Raw genomic sequence first — 19,077 nt, forward strand, 5'->3', positions numbered from 1 at the left:
GGATTTTTTTATTGTCTGTGACTGTAAAATGCTTGTAATTATTAAGTAAATTTTTATTTTTGTTATCTGTTTTAACTATTGATTCGGATTAGTATTAATTCGTAAAAATATACAAAAAATTGACGAGAACATATTATTTAAATTTGGATGAGCTATTGGTAAAATATAAATAAATAAAACACTTTAAAGTGATTAAAGCATTCCTATTACTCTAAGATGAACAATCGAAAATATTGAGCAATTTGAGCAAATCTCAATCACTCCGTTATTCGAGATAACAGGTGGGTTATTAATGTTAAGTAAAGGAGTACATATGAAAGAATCAAAGTACAATGTTTGTGTGGAACACAACGGTCGACATCTGATGTTTAACAGTAGAACTACAGCGACTGCCGCTTTGGACAAGCCTGCAATGGCCATACTGGATGCGGTAAGGCAAGGAGCAGAGGTGGAAGAAACTGACCTAGTGAAGGCGATGAAAAAGGCTGGATTTCTGGTTGACGATTGCATCAATGAATTGCAGCAGCTCGAAGTGCGATACAATTTGGGTAAATACGAAAAAACAGGCTTAGATCTGATAGTGGCACCGACCATGACTTGTAATTTTACATGTCCGTATTGTTATGAAGATCCCAAAAGTGGCATCATGTCAGAGGAAATCCAAGACAAAATCATTTCCTTGGTAGAGGCTTTTGCAAAGAATAATCAAAAGATCAGGATTACTTGGTTTGGGGGGGAACCGCTTCTGGCCAAAGATGTAATCTATCGTATGTCGGAGAGATTGATAGAAATCTGTGAAGAGAACAAAGTGGAATACGAGGCAAACATTATCACAAACGGATATTTTATGGATGAAGCGACTGTTCTCAAACTAAAAGAATATAGAGTATCTGAGGTGCAGATTACCATTGACGGGCTTCCGGAGACACATAATCAAAAACGAAGACTAAAGAACAATAGCGGCGAGCCGACATTTGACCGGATTGTGGAAAACGTGATTCTGGCAAAAAAACATGTGATTGTACCAGCGATTCGGATCAACACTGATAAGCAGATTCAAAGCGAATTGAAGCAACTTGTGGAATTAATGATAGAAAAAGGGTTGGGTGAAGACCTATACTTAGGATACCTAGAAGGGAATACAGATAGCTGTAAAGGATATGCTGCAAACTGCCTAAGCCATGAAGAGTTTGCTAAAACCTATGTGGATTATGAAAAGCTGTTGTTATCCAAAAATCTCAAGCCAGGTTATCCGCTGCTTCACCATACATATTGTGGTGCTGATTACCTGTATTCTTATGTGATTGAACCGAATGGAAACATGTACAAGTGTTGGAATGAGGTTGGAATTGAAAAAAATAGTATTGGAAATATTGGAACCTGTGAGAATTATGAGCAGCTAATAAAAAATCCAATTCAAAATTGTACTAAATTCATGACATGGTCTCCTTTTAGCTTTGAAAAGTGCAGAGAGTGCAGTTATCTGCCCATCTGTGCTGGAGGATGCCCATATAATGGGCAAAGAGCTGGTGAACCCGTCTGTGATAGGTGGAAATATGTATTGGAGGACTACATAAAGCTGACCTGCGACGCCTCCTAACTTACTTATGATAATGTGAACTGCATTATAAATCTTGGGGAAAGGAGGGAACAATTATGAAGATGATCATTGAACCAATCGAATTTGACACACGTAGTGCTACGTGCAGCTACACATGCTCAAGGTCATGTCAGAAACATTAGAATAACACCATGAAGGCAGGGCAGCGTATGAGTCCGATTACATAGTTCATACACTGCCTTCTGCTTTTTTAAAATAGAGGATAGTGAGTATTATGAAATTACGCGGCAGTGGAACTTTTATACAAGCGCTGAAACGTACCCATCAGATTGTCAAGGAATACGATGAAAGTATGTGGGGGTATTTGTTTTTACTTATTATATATGCGGGAGTAACGCTTTTATTGCCTCTAATTACGGTACATGTGATCAATGCATTGGTGGATGCGGACAATTTGTCTCGATTCCTTTTGTTGGCTTTATTGTTTTTTGTCATTAACATGACCAAAGCTACTTTGAGGACAATCATCAATATTTATACTGAGAAAAGAGAGTTTCAATACGGAAAGAAATTAGAAAGAATTTCTATGGATCGCTTTTTTGATAAGAAAGGCGAGTTTTATATTAAAAATAAAACCGGTGACATGATGGAAGTGATCATGGATGATAATATGCAGGTGGCGGCCTTTACTTATCAGGTGTACAGAACTGTAGCAGATCTGGTGAACTCACTGGCGATTCTTGCTATCCTGGCGTATTTGCAGTGGGATCTAGCGTTGATTTTAATAGCAATTCTTCCCTTTATTCTCATTGTTCAAAACAACTTGGAATGGAAACTGGATGATCATTATATCAAACTGCGGGAAGAGTTGGCGCGGGAAATTTCTTTAACAGAAGAATTTGTGTCAAACGCGGCTCTCATTGCCTCTCACGGTATCAAAGAAAAGTGCAAGAGGAAATACGGACAGATGTTGAACAATTTGTCTATAATCTATAAAAAGATTGCAACGTTATCGCATATCAGTTATGGTGCGTTGGAAGGGTTCATCATCCTATCCATCGCGATAGCCATGGCCTATGAGGGATACAAAATCTTTATGGGAATGTCGAACATCGGTGTGCTGGTGGCCTTTATCCAGTACTCGGATTTTTTGATTGAACCTGGAAGAATACTCGCTGCTCTGCGCGTTCAGGGCAATAAACTCATGCCTTCCATCAGGAGAGTTCATAAGATATATGATACCATTGGCACGTACGATGGTCAGGAAAAGCCTGCTTTTGAGCACTTTGGTATTGAGTTTCACAATGTGGAATTTCGTTATCCGACGGGCAAAGAGGTTTTCAAACAGGTAAGCGTAAAGATGGAATCGGGAAAAACCCACGTTATCGTGGGGGCGAGCGGTCAGGGGAAAACAACCATGATTCACCTGATTACCGGTCTTTGGGATACAGCAGAAGGGTCGCTCACCATCGGCGGGCATTCCATTCAAGATATGAACTTAGCCTATTTGCGAAAGCATATTTCTCTGGTTTCCCAGGACAACTTGTTTTTTAACGAGACCATAAGAGAAAATCTGGTGGAGGAGCAGGGCCAGTATACGGATGAAGATATTTTTCACGTATTAAAAAAAGTAGGGATGTTGGAGGAGATCATGGACCTGTCTCACAAGTTAGACACGGAGTTGGGCGATAGGGGATACACCCTCTCAGGCGGACAGCGGCAGCGGTTGGCTATTGCCAGAGCATTGCTGAAGAACGCGCCCATTATTATTTTTGATGAGCCAACTTCCGCACTGGACGAAGGGACAGAGCGCATTATTTTTGATACCATCAAAAACCTAAATGAAAAAACTGTTCTCGTCATCACACATCGCAAGAGCCTCATGGATATTGCCGACTATATGTATCAAATTGTCGACAGGGATATCCGACCTATGTAATTTCTGGGGAGGGAAAGATGAAGCGCTTTTTTTTGAAAATAGACCGAGTTCTGCCACATGCTTGGAAGCAGAGAGAGAAACTTTGGGACCCGAATCAATTTCTATCTAAGCAGTTTGCAATCCATTCGGAAGTATTTTATCTACCGGTGAGAGACGATTATATGATGCTCTCTTCCGGCGTCAATCACCTTTCCGCACCAACAATATGGAAGGAGACCATGCAGAAAGAAATCGAAGAAGACTTTTTGTATCAAAGGTATACATCCATGTATGGCTTTCAGACGGTGAATTACGCGGTCAAGCTTTACGAGAGATTTCTTTTTTCAAGAGGGAATATATCCCTCAAAGCGAATCTTGAAGTTTGCATGACAATCGGCACAAGTCAAGCCGCCTCTCTAGCTGTCGCCTACCTACATTCCATTGGGAAGAAAAGGATGCTTTTAGTTGGGATGACTTACCCACTTTATATGACCCTTGGGAATGAATACAGTTATCAAGTGAGGGAAAGCCGCTCCGCTTTGTTCAATAGGGACATGCCCACAGTAAGTGAGCTGAAGGAGGATATTGAACGATTCAGGCCTGATGTCCTTGTATTTACATACCCTAGCAATCCGTCCGGTGAAAAATACACGGATGAAGAGCTGGGTCAGATCATGCAAACATTATATAAAAAAGGAATCTATTGCATTTTTGACTGCGTGTGTAATATGATCATGTCTGAAAAAGAGGTAACTGTTCCGGAACCAATAATTATGGAGAACAAAATGATGGGAAAAAGCATCATTGTTAATTCCTTTTCTAAAACCGAAAGTGTTCCTGGCTTTAGGATCGGATACATTGTAGGTCATTTTAACGTGATTCAGTTTGTTAGGTCGAAGCAAGTGAGTATCACTAATCCGCCGAACATGCCCACAATCGCAGTGTGGGTTACGTTACTTTTTCGGTGTTTGTATTTGAGTGAGCAATACGGGCAGGAAGAAAGGGTGAGGAAGAGGATCATTCTTTGCTTCAGACGGATGTTTTTTGTCACTACGGTGCTATGTCCCCAGGCAATAAGGGACTATGTATCAGAATTAGTGGACGAGCGTCTTTTTGATGAATATGAGAAATACAAAGAGGAAATGTTCGCGAATGAAAAAGTTTTCGCCTCAAATAAGGAATATTTGAGCAAGAAATTATCTCCTTTTTTGATGGGTTCAACCAAGATGGATGGTGGCTTTAACTATTTAGTAAAGTTAAAGCCTTGTTGCAATCTCGGTGAAATGGATTTTTGCAAAGATCTTCTCCAGAAAACAGGGATTGCGATATTCACAGAATCAGGTTTTGCCCTGACGAAGGCAAAGGAGGATGATTACTGGGTGCGTATTTCTCTGGCCGCGCCAAGTGATATATTTCAAAAAACGATAGACAGTCTCTATCTTTACCTGTCTGAATTGGAAGCAAGGTGCAAAATGTCGCAGTTTGAAGAACTGAGTGTTGATTTTGATATGACCGTTTAGTTCCCCTCCTTAGGATTACGATAATTCAATTAATCTAACGAATTTATGAACTGATATATGAATGATAATATCGAGTGGGAATAAAATAAATTGACACTGTAAGCCTTTAATCTCAAGGAGTCTCGTTCATAGGGCCACGGCAAGCAGGGTAGGGAAACAGCAACTGCACAGGAAAAACCTGTGCGGTTGCTGTTTTTACATGATTTACATGGGGCAGAAACTACTTTTAAATTAGAAAGTGGACGTGTAAGGTAACTTGCGATATAATCATTGTGTATATTCAAATGCAATATCATTCGGCAAGGAGGTTGTCAATGAAAAACCGAATTCCAAAGTTCATTCATACCTATTTTGACACCGCCCTTGATTTGCGTGTCCGCATTTTTAATGTGCTGGCACTGGCAGGCGGTATTGTGAGTTTGATCGAAGGACTGGTCAATTTGTTCTCCGGCGCAGGTGCGATGGAAACGCTGTCCGTCCTCGCCACTGCTGTTCTCTCTGCCGGTCTTATGGTTTATGCCCAGCGGACACAGAAATACAAGCCGTGCTATCTTGTCACCATTCTGGTGATTTTCATTGGCCTGTTTGGGTATCTCTTTTTCCAAATGGGTGGCTATCACGGTGGCGTTCCGCTGCTGTTCATTTTTTCGGTGGTGTTCACCGTGTTTATGCTGGAGGGGCGCATCATGTTTCTTGTGGCGGCATTGGAACTGGCACTATATAGTGCAATGTATGTCTGTGCCTACCGATGGCCGGACAGCATTGTTGCGCTTGCCACGGAACGCGCCTATTTTATCAACCACCTGACGGATTTTCTGATGGTTAGTATAGCTCTGGGCACAACTATGTATGCCCAGGTTCGCCTCTACCGTGCGCAGCAACGGCGGGTGGACGAGCAAAACGCCGTACTGGCACAGGTCAACCAAGCCAAGACACAGTTCCTCGCCAATACCTCCCATGAAATGCGAACGCCCTTGACGGTCATTTCCGTAGACATTCAAATAGTGATGGGATTGCTGCAACGGATGGACGGCGTCACCGAGGACGCAGAGGTGCAAGACATTTTGCAAGATGCGCAGGCGGAAATCATGCGTCTTTCCCGCATGGTGGGGGGGATGCTCTCCCTCAACGCCATTGCCGACAGCACGGAAAAGAATAAAACGAATTTTTCTGCTCTGCTAGGCAATACGGTAGAAATGATGCGGCTGCTTCTTGCCAAACAGGGCAACGAGCTTGTTGCGGAAATCCCCCATGAATTGACGGTGTTCGGCAACGCCGATTTGCTCTCGCAAGTGGTCATCAATCTGCTGCAAAATGCCAATGCACATACCAAGAACGGCACAATTTCTCTGGAAGCCGCAGCCAATGGGGGTGAAGTCACCGTCACGGTCAGAGATAACGGCAGCGGCATAGCGCCTGCGTTGATGCCCCATGTATTTGAGCGGGGCATCAGCGACGGCGGCACCGGCTTTGGACTGTTTCTCTGCAAAACGGTGGTGGAATCCCACGGCGGCAAAATATAAATTGAAAGCATAGAGGGAAACGGCACCATCGTTACCTTTACCCTGCCCGTTTATCAGGGACAATTCGGAGGTGAGGACGAATGACAATTGGAAAAAACACAGGCAAGCGGATACTGCTGGTGGAGGACAACGAGAAAATCATGCAGGGCAACAAGCGGATGCTGAAATGGGAAGGCTACACTATCGATACCGCTGTGACCCTTGCTGAGGCATACATAAAGCTGGAGCTACACCGCCCGGATTGCATCGTACTGGACATTATGCTGCCCGACGGTAGCGGCCTTGACTTTATGAAAAAGCTTCGAGAAAGTACCGATGCAGGGATTCCCATTCTGTTGCTCACCGGGTTAAATGCACAAGAAGATATTCTGCAAGGTCTAAAAAGTGGCGGCGATGATTACCTCACCAAGCCCTATGATTTCAAAATATTGCTGGCCCGGATCGAGGCGCTGCTTCGCCGGTCTGAGCGGGTGCCGGAGCGCATCACCAAAGGCCGTCTGACTCTGGATATGTCGGCGGCAATTGCGTTCATGGATAGGGTTGACCTTCTGCTGACAAAAAAGGAATTTGCCCTTCTGCTGATTTTCGTGCAGAATCCGGAGCGATTTATAGACAGAGAATATCTGTACGAAAAGGTATGGAAGCAGCCCATGACCGAGGATGCCAACGCCCTTAAGAGTACCATCAAGCGCCTGCGGAGCAAAATTGAAGGCAGTGGATGGCAGATTGAGTGGTCACGGGGTGAGGGCTACTGCTTCGAAAAAGAATAAGAATCAGTCCATGAAAAATACTTTTCAGTGGCGAGAGTGTCAATTTTGACACTCTCGCCATTTTTTGTTTTCCGCTCTTCTATAATGATACTGAAGGAGAAGGACTACTCGATTTTATTAGGAGGCGATGACATATGACATGGAAAACGGCGGAAGCAGAGTTGCCCACCATCAACAAAGTGAATTCGCTAGACGGCGACTGTTTCGACATTCTATTGTCTAACGGTCACAGCATTTTTCTGGAGCTGGGCGACCGAATCGGTGAGCCTGCCTTTACCAAGCTCATTGAAAAGCGTCTGTTTGACCGCCCACAGACAGACGGAAAACGGCTCTATTGGGTGGGCGGCCCCTCGTTCACCGTGGCGGAGATTTTCGCTATGCTGGCAAAGGGCAAAGAGAAACCAGAAACACACAATTTGAAGGGAGATGAACCCAAATGAAGAAAACACGAGCAAGATTTTTAAGCATCCTGCTAACGGTGTGCATGGTGCTTTCATTGATGCCCACCGTGGCATTTGCCACAGAGGGCGGTGTAACCGGCGATACTACCGCAGGCACAAGCACTACCACCTACACCATCAGCGGTACCGTCAGCGATGGAAGCGGTGTTCTTGCAGATGCCACGGTACAGCTGTTGAATCATCAAAACACCCCTGTTGGCAGCGCAGTCACCACCGATACCGATGGCAACTACACCATTGGCAGTGTTGAGACAGGCTGGTATACTATTGAGGTCAGCAAAGTTGGCTACACTACAGTCAATATGGGAAGCTTTCAAGTATACAATACCGATATCACAGGCAAGGACACTACCTTGGATGCAATCATAGTAACCTATACCGTCAGCGGTACGGTGAGAAATGCAGACGGTACTCTTTCCGGTGCCTCGGTACAGCTAAAAAACTTATCAAACAATAATGTAGGCAGTGCTGTCACCACCGATGCCAGTGGTAACTACACCATTCCCGGTGTCGCACCGGGTGACTATACCATTGAAATCAGCAAGGAGGGCTATATCACAGCCACCATTGAGACTTTTGATGTGACCGATGCTGATATAACCGACAAGGATATAGCCCTGGTGGAAATGATCGGAGAAGAAATAACCACCGCCGCAGAGCTCAAATCCGAATTGGAAAAAACTGCTCCTGCCACCATCAATGTGGCAGCAGACATTACAATGAGTGGTGACATCAATGTAGGAGCAGATCACACGCTAAATATTGCAGCGGGCAAAACCGTTTCAACTGCCGACAGCACACTGGGAATTCCGGAAGGCAAAACCCTAACCCTTGCAGGAACGGGTACACTCAACGCAAATGGCACAGCAAGCAGAAGTGATATTAGCGTTTCCGGAACCTTAAAGCTCAGTACCGATAGTAAGCTGTCTGTAACCAATAGCGGTAACCATAGCAAAGGCATCTCATTGCTTTCGTCCGGCTCGCTGATCAGCGAGGGAGGTATCATCACCCTATCTAACAGTGCCGGCAATGGTGTTTTAGCCCAGAACGGGGTGAACGTGACCCTTGATGGCGGCAGCTTGACGGTGGCAAACAGCGGAGTATACGGTATGGGCATCTCCACTGCCGATATGACTGTTAGTAATGGATGTGTCATCACCATAGAAAACGGTGGCGATGCAACTACCTATGGAATTGCTGTTCCCTCTCTATCCCTCACCGATAGCACGGTGCGTATCGTCAATACGGCAGGGATAGGTATTAATGTTGTTGGTAGCAGTATGACGCTCGATAATTCCACAGCCAGCGTTGCGGCAAGTGGTGGCACGGGAATTTTGATAGACGATAGCACTACCCTCACTGGGACAAATAATGGAAAGCTGACCCTTTATGAGGGGGCAAAGCTGCAAGTGGGGGCAGGTGTGCTCAGTGACCGTGGCTATATCTACCAAAATAACGACGTGGTTACGGTAGCAGCGGCAAGCGAGGAACCCGCTACCGGGAAGATCACCGCAGGTGATTATATCTGGAAGGACACAACCTTTTACAAAGGCGTCACTGTGTCTACCTATACAGTAAGTGGCACGGTCAGTGATGTAAACAGTGCTCTGGCAGGTGCTTCGGTGCAGCTGAAAAACAGCAGCAATGAAAACGTGGGTAGTGCAGTCACCACCGACAACAGTGGAAGATACACCATTTCGGATGTCGGAAATGGCACTTCCTATGTGATAACTGTCAGTAAAGCAGGCTACAAAACAGGTTACATTAATTATTTTGACGTAAACGGTGCCAATGTAACAGGCAAGGATATTACCCTACAACCCTTTGGAACCGCAAGCTATGTCCTAAAGCTGGGCGACACCGCGCTGGATGCCGACAGCACCACGGCAATCAGCGGTAGCGGCTATTCCTATCTCTATGATAGCAGTAGCGATTCGGGAACGCTGACCTTAAACGGATATACCAACAGCACCATCGGCACAACAACCGACAGTGATGATTATGTGGTTCAGTCCGCCCTTTTTGCTAACTTCCCCCTTACCATCGTTTTGCAAGGGGAGAATAATCTTCATTCAAGTAATACCACCGATGCCGAGAGTGCAGGCATTTATATCGATAACGCTCCTTTGACTATCCGAGGAAGCGGCACATTGTATGCATTCGGTGACGATGCTGCTGGCAACGGCAGTAGCAGCTATGGCATCTATGCCGAGGATCTTTCCGTTGAAGGTGGAACTATCCATGCCCAAAACGGCAATGCAGATATAGGCAAGGGCGCCATACATTGTGGCGATATCACCGTCATCGGCGGCACCGTCTTCGCAACGGGCATGGTTGTCGGTATCTCCTGTACGAACTTGACGGTCAGTGACACTGGCAATATTGAGGGACGCTCCCGGACAGTAGTCGGTATCGAGGCAAGAGGCACGCTCACCGTCAGTGGCGAAGCCATAGTCAGAGGAGCAGGCGGTGGAGTCACCGGAGCTGACTGCAACAGCATTGGCATTGATGCCAATGCAATTACCCTCAGTGATAATGGAATAATCGTTGGCACAGGCGGCATAGCCGATGGTGATGGTGCCGGAAGCTACGGTGTCTATGCAGACACAAGTATCACTGTAAACGGTGGCAGACTCACCGGTAAGGGAGGAAACGGCACAGGCACAGACAGCAAAAGCTATGGTGTGTTTTTGTTTGGATTTGCAGATCCCGATATCACAGGCGGTGAAATTGTGGGGATTGCAGGTGAGGGCACAGACACTTCCGCAGGGCTATCTGTTCGGGACGGGAATAGCGGCGTTGTGCTATATGTCAGCCAAAACCGTGACGGCTCAGATTTAATCGAGCTGCCTTCGGGAGAAAATATAAAAGAGTACCCTTATGCCGTCAACTATATCCCGGTTTTAGACAACTATGCTTTTTATCGAGATGGTGTAAAGCTGGGGGAAACCACCGAATCCATCAAAATCCCAACGGTAAACCAAACGACAATATACTACCAATACAAGGACTTTGACCAATTTGACATGCCAATGGACAGTACCGTTACCTGGGAGCACTGTGGTAATATACCAAAAGGTGTAACGGTGGGCGCAGCCGATACAAGCGGAATTCCTGTTACAGTATCATCGGGCGCCTCCACAGGCTTCTTTGGACTAAATGCCAAAAAGGGAGGTACCACTGTAGGCTTAACGATCAATATTGTGGATAAGGTGGATGTGTCGGGCGATATTACCTTTGCAGACGGCTCTGCCATCTACACAGGCAGTGGGCTGACCCACGAAACCACCGTCTTTAACGGCACAGAAAGCGGAACAGGTTCATTTACCTACACCTATACTGTTCCCATAGGCTCTACGGGTGATTTGAATACAGACGGCAAGCCGTTAGGCGCAGGGAGCTATAACGTCACCGCCGTCTATGAGGACGACACACAAAAGGGTGAGAAGACAGCTCTCTTTACCGTAAACAAGGCAACCCCTGTGATTATAGGTGTAGATGTGGTGAATGATACCATCTATCCAACTACGCTTATTGTGGTGCTGTCACACACCGATGGAATCGAAGGTAATTTGGCACTGACCGATGGGCAAACCCTTATGGTGGGTACAAAGGATTATAACTGGACATTTACCCCAACAGATACAGATAACTACAACCCAGCTACAGGTACAATATCCATCACTGTGGTCGAGGATAGCATTGTTACCCTTGAAGTCACAACACCACCTACAAAAACCACCTATAAGCATGGAGAAACCCTTGATAAGACAGGAATGGTGCTAAGAGCAACTCATGAAAGTGGCTCATATACCTTTGTAGGCCATAATGATATGACCGTGACCTACCAAAATGGCAGCTCCTTTAGCACAGGCGATACCTCAGTCACCTTGGGATACGGCGGCGAAACTGTTACTCAAGCAGTGACGGTTGGTAAGGCAGATTACACAGGGATGAAAACAGTCAGCGATACAGTAGTGACCGGTGGCGAAACAAATGCAACGCTGACACTTCCGGCTCTGCCTGACGGTGCAAGCTACGGCACACCGACAGATGGTGGTGGTGCAATTACCATGACAGCCATGAGTGTTGCAAATGGAGTGCTAAATTACACCTCCCCTGCAAGCACGTCAGGTCAAACAGGTACCATAACAATCCCTGTAACAGGAGCAACCTACTACAACGATTACAGCGTTACAGTGACGGTGACCTCCACCGACAAAGCCCTGCAAGACATTTCCTACGCTGTGGGAAGTGTCAGCAAAACCTATGGAGAGATATATACCAATGAGCTCACCAAAACCACAGTAAACGGCGATATTACCTATGCAAGTGACGATACAGCCGTTGCAACGGTAAACAGAAACACAGGTGAGGTGACCCTCAAAGGTGCAGGCACTGCCACCATTACCGCAACCGCCCAAGAAACCGCTACCCACGCAGAGGCAACGGCAAGCTATACGATAACGGTGGCGAAAAGAGCAATACTTGTAAAGCCTAGGGATTTCACCATTAAATCCAATGAGAATATGCCGACCTTTGACTGGACCATATTTGGCATAGCAGCAAATGATAATCTTGTTCCAACCAATCCCGATGCCATTGCTATGCAGGCACAGGAAAATGGCGTACCGCTAACCACTGTCAAGGTAGGTACGTTTGATATTGTCTTTACCACACCACCAAGCTTTACAGAGGCGGATATGAAAAATTACAATATCACATTTGGCACAGGCACACTGACTGTAACACAATATAACTCTGGTGGCGGCGGCTCCGGTGGCGGTGGCTCCACAGGCGGCGGCAGTAACACCACAGTAACCACGCCTCCGTCGACAACCGAAAATCCGAATCCACCTACCGAGGTAATTGTGGCGGTAAAGCCTGCTGTTTCCGGCGACACGGTAAGTGCGGATGTATCTGAAAAGACCGTGGATAACGCCATCACAAAGGCACAGGCGGAGGCCAAGAAAAACGGTACAACGGACAATGGTATTATGGTGGAAATCAAGGTGGACACTAAGAATACCAAAGCAGAAAACATTACCACAGGCCTGCCGAAAGAAAGCGTAGACGCTCTTGTGAATGCAGGTGCAAAGGAGCTTCGTATCACAAGTGAAATTGCCGATATCAGCTTGAATTTGGATACCCTAAAGGAAATTCAAAAGCAAGTTGGAGCAGATGTAAAGGTTACAGCGAAAAAAATGGATAACAACACACTTTCTTCTGAAGCAAAGAAAATCGTAGGCAATCGCCCTGTGTATGATTTTGCTATCACAGGAACAAACGGTAAAAAGGTAACGGACTTTGGCAGCGGCAGTGTTTCCGTTTCTATCCCTTACACCTTGGGAGCAAACGAAAATGCCGCAAATGTAGTGGCTTATTACATTGACAGCAACGGCAATATAACCGAAATGCCAAACTCAGTTTATGACCCTGTAACCAAAACACTCAGCTTCGTCACCGATCACTTCTCGAAATTTGCGGTAGGTTACAAGGCGATCAATGTCAAATTTACAGACATTACAAACCATTGGGCAAAGGATAGCATTGAATTTGTAGCAGCCCGTGGATTGCTGAAAGGAACAGGCGATAACAAATTCTCGCCTAACACCTCTATGACGAGAGGAATGTTTGTCACCGCCCTCGGCAGACTAGCTGAAATTGATCCTGCGAAGTATACTAAGAGCAGCTTCACCGATGTAAAAGCAGATGCCTACTATATGCCGTATGTGGAATGGGCAAGCAAAAATGGCATTGTAAACGGCATTGGCGATGGAAAGTTTGCACCTGAGCAAAGCATTACCCGTGAACAAATGGCTGTGATTATGGCAAACTACGCAAAGGTAATCGGCTTTGAACTTTCAAAGGTTCATGCTGAAAACATCTTTGCGGACAGTGCTAAAATCAGCAGCTACGCAAAGGACGCAGTAAAAGCTATGCAGATGGCTGGCGTCCTTGCAGGCAAAAACGGCAATAAGTTTGACCCACAGGGTACAGCTACCAGAGCAGAAGTTAGTGCCGTCCTCAAGTGCATTTTGTAGAACTTGCCATCACTATCTGCGATTAAACATTAACAAACGGCAGTGCCGGTGCTTGAAAATCTCAAGCTACCGACACTGCCGTTTCCTTTAAAACCTTTTCATAATCTCCGTATATTCAAAATCAGAAAGCTCGCCTCTCTGGTTTTGCTTCCCCTGATTTCTTTTGCTTGGGTGAAATGAAGAGAGGGTGTGACATAAGTTAATCATAGACTTCACATGTCCATATTGATTAAGTAAACATGATATAGTAATATTATATGTAAAAATAAATTCCTAGTGGTAGTTATTGTATGATTATATGGGAGTGAAAAAATAAAGTGTTTTTAATTAGTATGAGGTGAAGTACGTGAAAGAGGCATATTTGCAAAATTATATTTTTGAAAACTATATACTTATTGCAATGGTAGTGGGTACATACTTTGTTGTTTCCATGAAATCTGCAGTAGATATATTAATAAAAAAACGAATGGTTATAAATATGACATTGCTTTTGATTCTGTCTATAGCGGAGTTCTATATGAATTATCTTAAGGAACAAGCTATGATGGGATTGCCGCTTATCATAACTGGTATAACCTATTACTCTCTAAAACCTTTGGTTATGGCTACAGTCATAAATATGATAGAACCAAAAAATAAATTAATCTATGTTCCCGCTATAGTGAATTTCCTTATATACTGCGGTGCATTTTATAAAAATAATGTATTTTATTTCGGGTCAGATGGGAGACTTGAGCTTGGACTTTTGGGAGATACCTTTATTGTTACGGACTGGGTATATTGGGTTATATTCCTTTTTATATTGAATATGAAATTTTATAGAAAAAAACATATAAATCGTCTTGGAGCCTTCTTCTGTATAGCCTGGCTCATGACTGCAAATATTATGGATTCAATGGCGATAGGAACAGGAATATTGAACGAAACTTATGCTGTAGCATTTTTGTTTTATTTCCTTGTAATACATGTATATATATCACAGCAAGTAAATGAGGAAAAGGAAATAAAGCTGAGGGAGCAAAGAGTATCATTGATGCTTTCACAGATACAGCCCCACTTCTTATATAATACATTAAATACGATCACCGCACTTTGCCGAGCGAATCCAAAGCTTGCAGAGGAAACAACTATAAAATTTTCCAGATATCTTAGGGAAAATATGTGCAATATGGGTGAAAATCACATACATCCTTTTTCTCATGAGCTAGAACATACTAATATTTATCTTGATATAGAAAAACTGAGATTTGGGGACAGGGTAAAGGTAGAATATGATATAAAATCAGATGATTTTAATATGCCAATGCTGACTCTACAGCCAATTGTGGAAAATGCAGTCAAGCACGGAATATGCAATAAGCTTGACGGAGGAACAATAAAAATTTCTACAGAGAAAAAGGGAAGGGATCACATCATAACAATTTCAGATAATGGAATCGGTTTTGAAATGGATAAGGCATTAAATGATGGAAAACCTCATCTTGGCATACAGAATGTAACGGAACGGCTAAAAAGTACGGTTAGGGCAGAAATGGAAATTACAAGTCTCATAGGACTTGGAACAACTGTAAAAATTATTATTCCAGGGGAAAGAAAAAAGATAAGACTGGAGAGTGGCAAACGACGTGAAATACTTAGTATTGGACGATGAGATACTTGCAGCGGAGTATCTTGCATCATTAATATGTGAAGCGGATGAAAAAGCAGAAGTTGTAACGGCAAATAATTCTGTTCAGTCACTGGAACTTGCCAGGCAGCAGCAGTTTCATGTGTGCTTTATTGACATACAAATGCCCGGATTAAATGGCATAGAGTTTGCCAACGAGCTTAAGAAATTGTACCCTAAGACCAACTTCATATTTGTGACTGGTTATTCGGATCATATGGGGGAGGCCTTTAGACTGGATGCGAGTGACTATATCATGAAGCCTGCAAATGTGAAGCAGATACGTCATGCACTCGAAAATCTTAGATATTCCTCTCAGGAGAATTTAGTAGGGAAAGAGGAAAAGAGAATACAAATAACTTGCTTTGGAAATTTTGAGATACTTATAGATGGAAAACCTGTAAAATTTAAATTTGATAAGACAAAGGAACTTTTGGCATATCTTGTTCACAGAAAGGGTGCAAGATGTACTTCAAAGGAAGTAATTGCAACGCTATGGGAGGAAGATGGTCATGATTCGTACTATAGGATGCTAAAAAAAGACTTGCAGGATGTGTTGAACCACCTTGGATGTGGAGAAATAATATATAGTGCAAGAGGTCAGATTGGACTGTCAAGTTTAGAATGCATCCAGTGTGACTACTTTAAATGGGTAGAAAACAGCGTAGAGGGTAGAAAGCTTTATCATGGCGAGTATATGGCTCAGTATTCCTGGGCTGAAGAGGTGAATGCTCTCATCGAAATTGAGAAATATCTAAAATAAATATTTTAATGTAAAAAAATTGTCTAATATTCGCATTTATTGACACTTCCTTGACGGAGAGAATATTATGATGCAATTGTAATTGTATTAATCATCATATTTTCGGAGGTGTTTTTATGAACGAAAAAAACAAAACAGTCAGATTGCCTAACAAAGTGGAAGCTCTTATTCCAATTGTTTTTCTTCTGACAGTAATGATTTCAAACTATGCACTTGGATGGGGACAGGATCCTCATATTCCTGTAACTCTTGCATGTGGAGTTGCTATGATTATTGGAAAAATGTGCGGCTACGACTACAAGGAAATGCTTGCTGCAGGTCTTGAAGCGGTTAATCAGTCCCTTGAAGCAATCATTATCATTCTTCTTGTAGGATGCCTGATTGGTTCCTTTACTGCATGTGGAACTATCCCGGCGGTAGTATATTATGGGTTGAAGCTATTTACACCGGCTGTATTCCTTCCATTTGTAACAATTCTTTGTGCAGCTGTAGGTATTGCACTTGGATCAGCATGGACAGTATGCTTTGGACAAACAATCTTGTAATCGTTGCGGTTGCTTTTGGTGGTATACTTCAGAAGATTGGTTCAGTAGAATCACTTCTTGGCGGACTGATCAAGAAGGTTAAGACTCCATTCCAGTTAGTTGTTGTTACCATTTTGACTTCAATGTTCTGTATCACAACTATGTGTGACCAGTACTTAGGATTAATCATCCCTTCATCAATGTATAAGAAAAACTTTGATGAAATGGGTCTTGGTCGAAACATGCTGTCAAGATCACTTGAAGACGGTGGTACTTTATGGTCACCACTTATCCCTTGGTCATCTTGCGGTGCATACCACTCAGCAGTGCTTGGAGTTCCAACACTATCCTACTTGCCATATTGCTTCATGAATATCATCAACCCTATTTTTGCGATTGTTACGGTAAGCTGGGGTGGAAATATTTTATATGCTGATGGTTCAAGAACGAATATGTTTGGTAAGCTAAAGAAGGGTCATGGACCTGCTGATGCACCTGAAGAAGCACATGAAACGGCTATGAAGGCTCTTGCAGAAAAAAGAACTGCTGGAATATATAAGAGCCTATATGACAAAGCTAGCTAGTATATGAGAGGAGATACTATGGAATATTACGGAATCATGCCAGAACGAAAACTGTGGGTAAAGATGGCAGTTATCATCTTTGGAGCTTATGCTGTTTTTAACGCTGCTATGAATCATAACTGGTTTTACCTTCCATTTGGAATTATAATGATTCTTGCCACTTTTTCTGACAGAAAACATGTAATTTCACAAGAAGGAGTGGATATTCTATACACTATCTGCGGAGTTCAGTTTCATAATATGTGGGACTGGACTGAAATAAACACAATTCATACAGATTCAATCAAATCCAGACCAAATGTGGAATTGCATATTGGTAAGGATGTGGTATCTAGAAGATTTATTTTTTCAGTGGATGATGCCAGCGAAGCAATAGATATTGCAGGCAGAATGAATTCAAAGATTTATATCGCAGAAATGAATCACAAATAGTAAATAATAAAATAAACCCCGAAATCCTTGTAAATACAGGGATTTTGGGGTGTTTTTTTATGCATCAATTCTATTTTGAGTGCAAATTATTATATTTTTATATAAATTACTCCTTTATTTCGTTTCTGATTTCCTTTTTACTAACTGAAAAATTGAAATGCAAACTAATACGAAAAGAACTGGTAAAATAAATAATAGATCTACTCGAATAATCGGTCCTTCTATTCCTTTTGCCCAGAGCTGAACGTAAATTTCCCATCCTACAGAAACAATAATAGCAATAATCGTTAATATTTGTAATTTAGTAATTTTCTTCATTGTAATATCCTCCTTTTATATGTTTCGAACCAGTTATAAACTTTGTTTATTAATCCATCGTATGTAATCTTTATTGTAAGATATCATTATTTACATTATACATCCTATTTATTAATTATTTATAAATAATACTAAATATAAATTTAAGTGCTCGAAGTATAAAAGAGTATCCGAATTGGGGTACTTTTTCAAGTTGTGGACTCGGCTCAGCATTCTTTAAAACGTTATATAGAATAAAAGCCAGTTATTTTTTAGTGGAAAAAATAAAGAGATATTAAAATATAAAAAATTATAAAATGCTACACAATTTAATTAACTATGATATTATGAGAAATATAATGGAAAGATATAGTAAATATATAAGAACTATATGGATAAGGGGGTAATAATGAAAAAGCAAATTGGTTTCTATATTGGATGGGATGTTATATTGTTCATTATTATAAATTTAAATTCGTTATATGAATTTAAATTAAAGGAAATGAATTTACGTATGCAAGTGAGCACGGGTGCTTTGGGATGGTGTTATGTAGCGTTATTACTACTCATTGGCTTTTGGTTTTTTGTTTTAATTTTCTTTAACAGAAAAACAGAGATGACACGGAAAAGAGCTATTTGTGAATTGGTCTGTATTGGTGTTCCATCACTATATTTAGCAACTTATCGAGCAATTATATTTAGCTTATTACAAATATATCATAATTTATCTGTTCTATATCCTTATTCTCTTACTAAAATATTAGGGCGATTTTTATTTATAACTGCTTTTGTGTGAAGTTTAAACAGATCAACAACTAACGTTTTAATTAAAGATTTAAATTTATATCTAAATTGGAATATTTGATTTCTTTACCTCTTTATAAAGAGCACCATAACGGTGCTCTCAGACTGTAGACAAAATACCTTGCTAAATTTATATTCTTATAATTTCTGCAAGGTATTTTCTATTTTTTCTATAAAGCTTTTAAAAAAAGAAAAAATAAAAGGATATCT

General features: G+C 42.4%; 14 protein-coding genes. 13 read left to right on the forward strand and 1 reads right to left on the reverse strand.

The features are described 5' to 3' along the window. Positions 1 to 292 precede the first annotated feature (292 nt). The 12 genes from I2490_RS05275 (at position 293) to I2490_RS05325 (ending at position 17,766) form a co-directional block, all read left to right on the forward strand. The gene (locus tag I2490_RS05275; RefSeq protein WP_206458732.1) at positions 293 to 1,600 is read left to right on the forward strand and encodes a radical SAM/SPASM domain-containing protein; all 1,308 of its coding nucleotides are present in this window, start codon (positions 293 to 295) and stop codon (positions 1,598 to 1,600) included. A 235-nt stretch (positions 1,601 to 1,835) separates the two neighbouring features. Then, positions 1,836 to 3,500, forward strand: a complete 1,665-nt coding sequence (locus I2490_RS05280; RefSeq protein WP_206458733.1) for an ABC transporter ATP-binding protein — start codon at positions 1,836 to 1,838, stop codon at positions 3,498 to 3,500. 17 nt (positions 3,501 to 3,517) lie between these two features. Next, positions 3,518 to 4,999, forward strand: coding sequence for a pyridoxal phosphate-dependent aminotransferase (locus tag I2490_RS05285; RefSeq protein WP_206458734.1), 1,482 nt, complete (start codon positions 3,518 to 3,520; stop codon positions 4,997 to 4,999). A gap of 314 nt (positions 5,000 to 5,313) precedes the next feature. Beyond that, positions 5,314 to 6,522 carry a sensor histidine kinase gene (locus I2490_RS05290; RefSeq protein WP_206458735.1) on the forward strand — a complete coding sequence of 403 codons (1,209 nt, stop codon included), beginning with the start codon at positions 5,314 to 5,316 and terminating at the stop codon, positions 6,520 to 6,522. Between the two features lie 80 nt (positions 6,523 to 6,602). After that, positions 6,603 to 7,292, forward strand: coding sequence for a response regulator transcription factor (locus I2490_RS05295; protein ID WP_206458736.1), 690 nt, complete (start codon positions 6,603 to 6,605; stop codon positions 7,290 to 7,292). 134 nt (positions 7,293 to 7,426) lie between these two features. After that, on the forward strand, positions 7,427 to 7,732 hold the full coding sequence (locus I2490_RS05300) for a hypothetical protein (protein ID WP_206458737.1): 306 nt from the start codon (positions 7,427 to 7,429) through the stop codon (positions 7,730 to 7,732). Beyond that, positions 7,729 to 13,797, forward strand: coding sequence for an S-layer homology domain-containing protein (locus I2490_RS05305; RefSeq protein WP_206458738.1), 6,069 nt, complete (start codon positions 7,729 to 7,731; stop codon positions 13,795 to 13,797). The genes I2490_RS05300 and I2490_RS05305 overlap by 4 nt, the downstream gene beginning before the upstream one ends. A gap of 346 nt (positions 13,798 to 14,143) precedes the next feature. Next, entirely contained in the window at positions 14,144 to 15,448 is a 1,305-nt protein-coding gene (locus tag I2490_RS16990; RefSeq protein ID WP_206458739.1) for a sensor histidine kinase, read from the forward strand. Then, a complete protein-coding gene (locus I2490_RS05315) occupies positions 15,411 to 16,226 on the forward strand; it encodes a response regulator (protein WP_206458740.1) in 816 nt (271 codons plus the stop codon). The genes I2490_RS16990 and I2490_RS05315 overlap by 38 nt, the downstream gene beginning before the upstream one ends. A 116-nt stretch (positions 16,227 to 16,342) precedes the next feature. Beyond that, the gene (locus tag I2490_RS16600; protein WP_245157091.1) at positions 16,343 to 16,771 is read left to right on the forward strand and encodes a hypothetical protein; all 429 of its coding nucleotides are present in this window, start codon (positions 16,343 to 16,345) and stop codon (positions 16,769 to 16,771) included. Continuing rightward, entirely contained in the window at positions 16,705 to 17,334 is a 630-nt protein-coding gene (locus I2490_RS05320; protein WP_245157092.1) for a Na+/H+ antiporter NhaC family protein, read from the forward strand. Before I2490_RS16600 ends, I2490_RS05320 begins: the two co-directional genes overlap by 67 nt. Before the next feature lie 18 nt (positions 17,335 to 17,352). Then, positions 17,353 to 17,766 (forward strand): hypothetical protein, encoded by a 414-nt coding sequence (locus tag I2490_RS05325; protein ID WP_206458742.1) that lies wholly within the window; start codon positions 17,353 to 17,355, stop codon positions 17,764 to 17,766. A gap of 114 nt (positions 17,767 to 17,880) precedes the next feature. On the opposite strand, the gene I2490_RS05330 is transcribed toward I2490_RS05325, so the two are convergent. Continuing rightward, positions 17,881 to 18,084, reverse strand: coding sequence for a hypothetical protein (locus I2490_RS05330; RefSeq protein WP_206458743.1), 204 nt, complete (start codon positions 18,082 to 18,084; stop codon positions 17,881 to 17,883). A 388-nt stretch (positions 18,085 to 18,472) separates the two neighbouring features. On the opposite strand from I2490_RS05330, the gene I2490_RS05335 reads away from it, so the two are divergent. Next, complete coding sequence (locus I2490_RS05335) at positions 18,473 to 18,859, forward strand: hypothetical protein (protein ID WP_206458744.1); 387 nt, start codon at positions 18,473 to 18,475, stop codon at positions 18,857 to 18,859. The last annotated feature ends 218 nt before the right edge of the window (positions 18,860 to 19,077 follow it).

The sequence above is a fragment of the Anaerovorax sp. IOR16 genome (genome assembly GCF_017168145.1).
Classification (GTDB): domain Bacteria; phylum Bacillota; class Clostridia; order Peptostreptococcales; family Anaerovoracaceae; genus IOR16.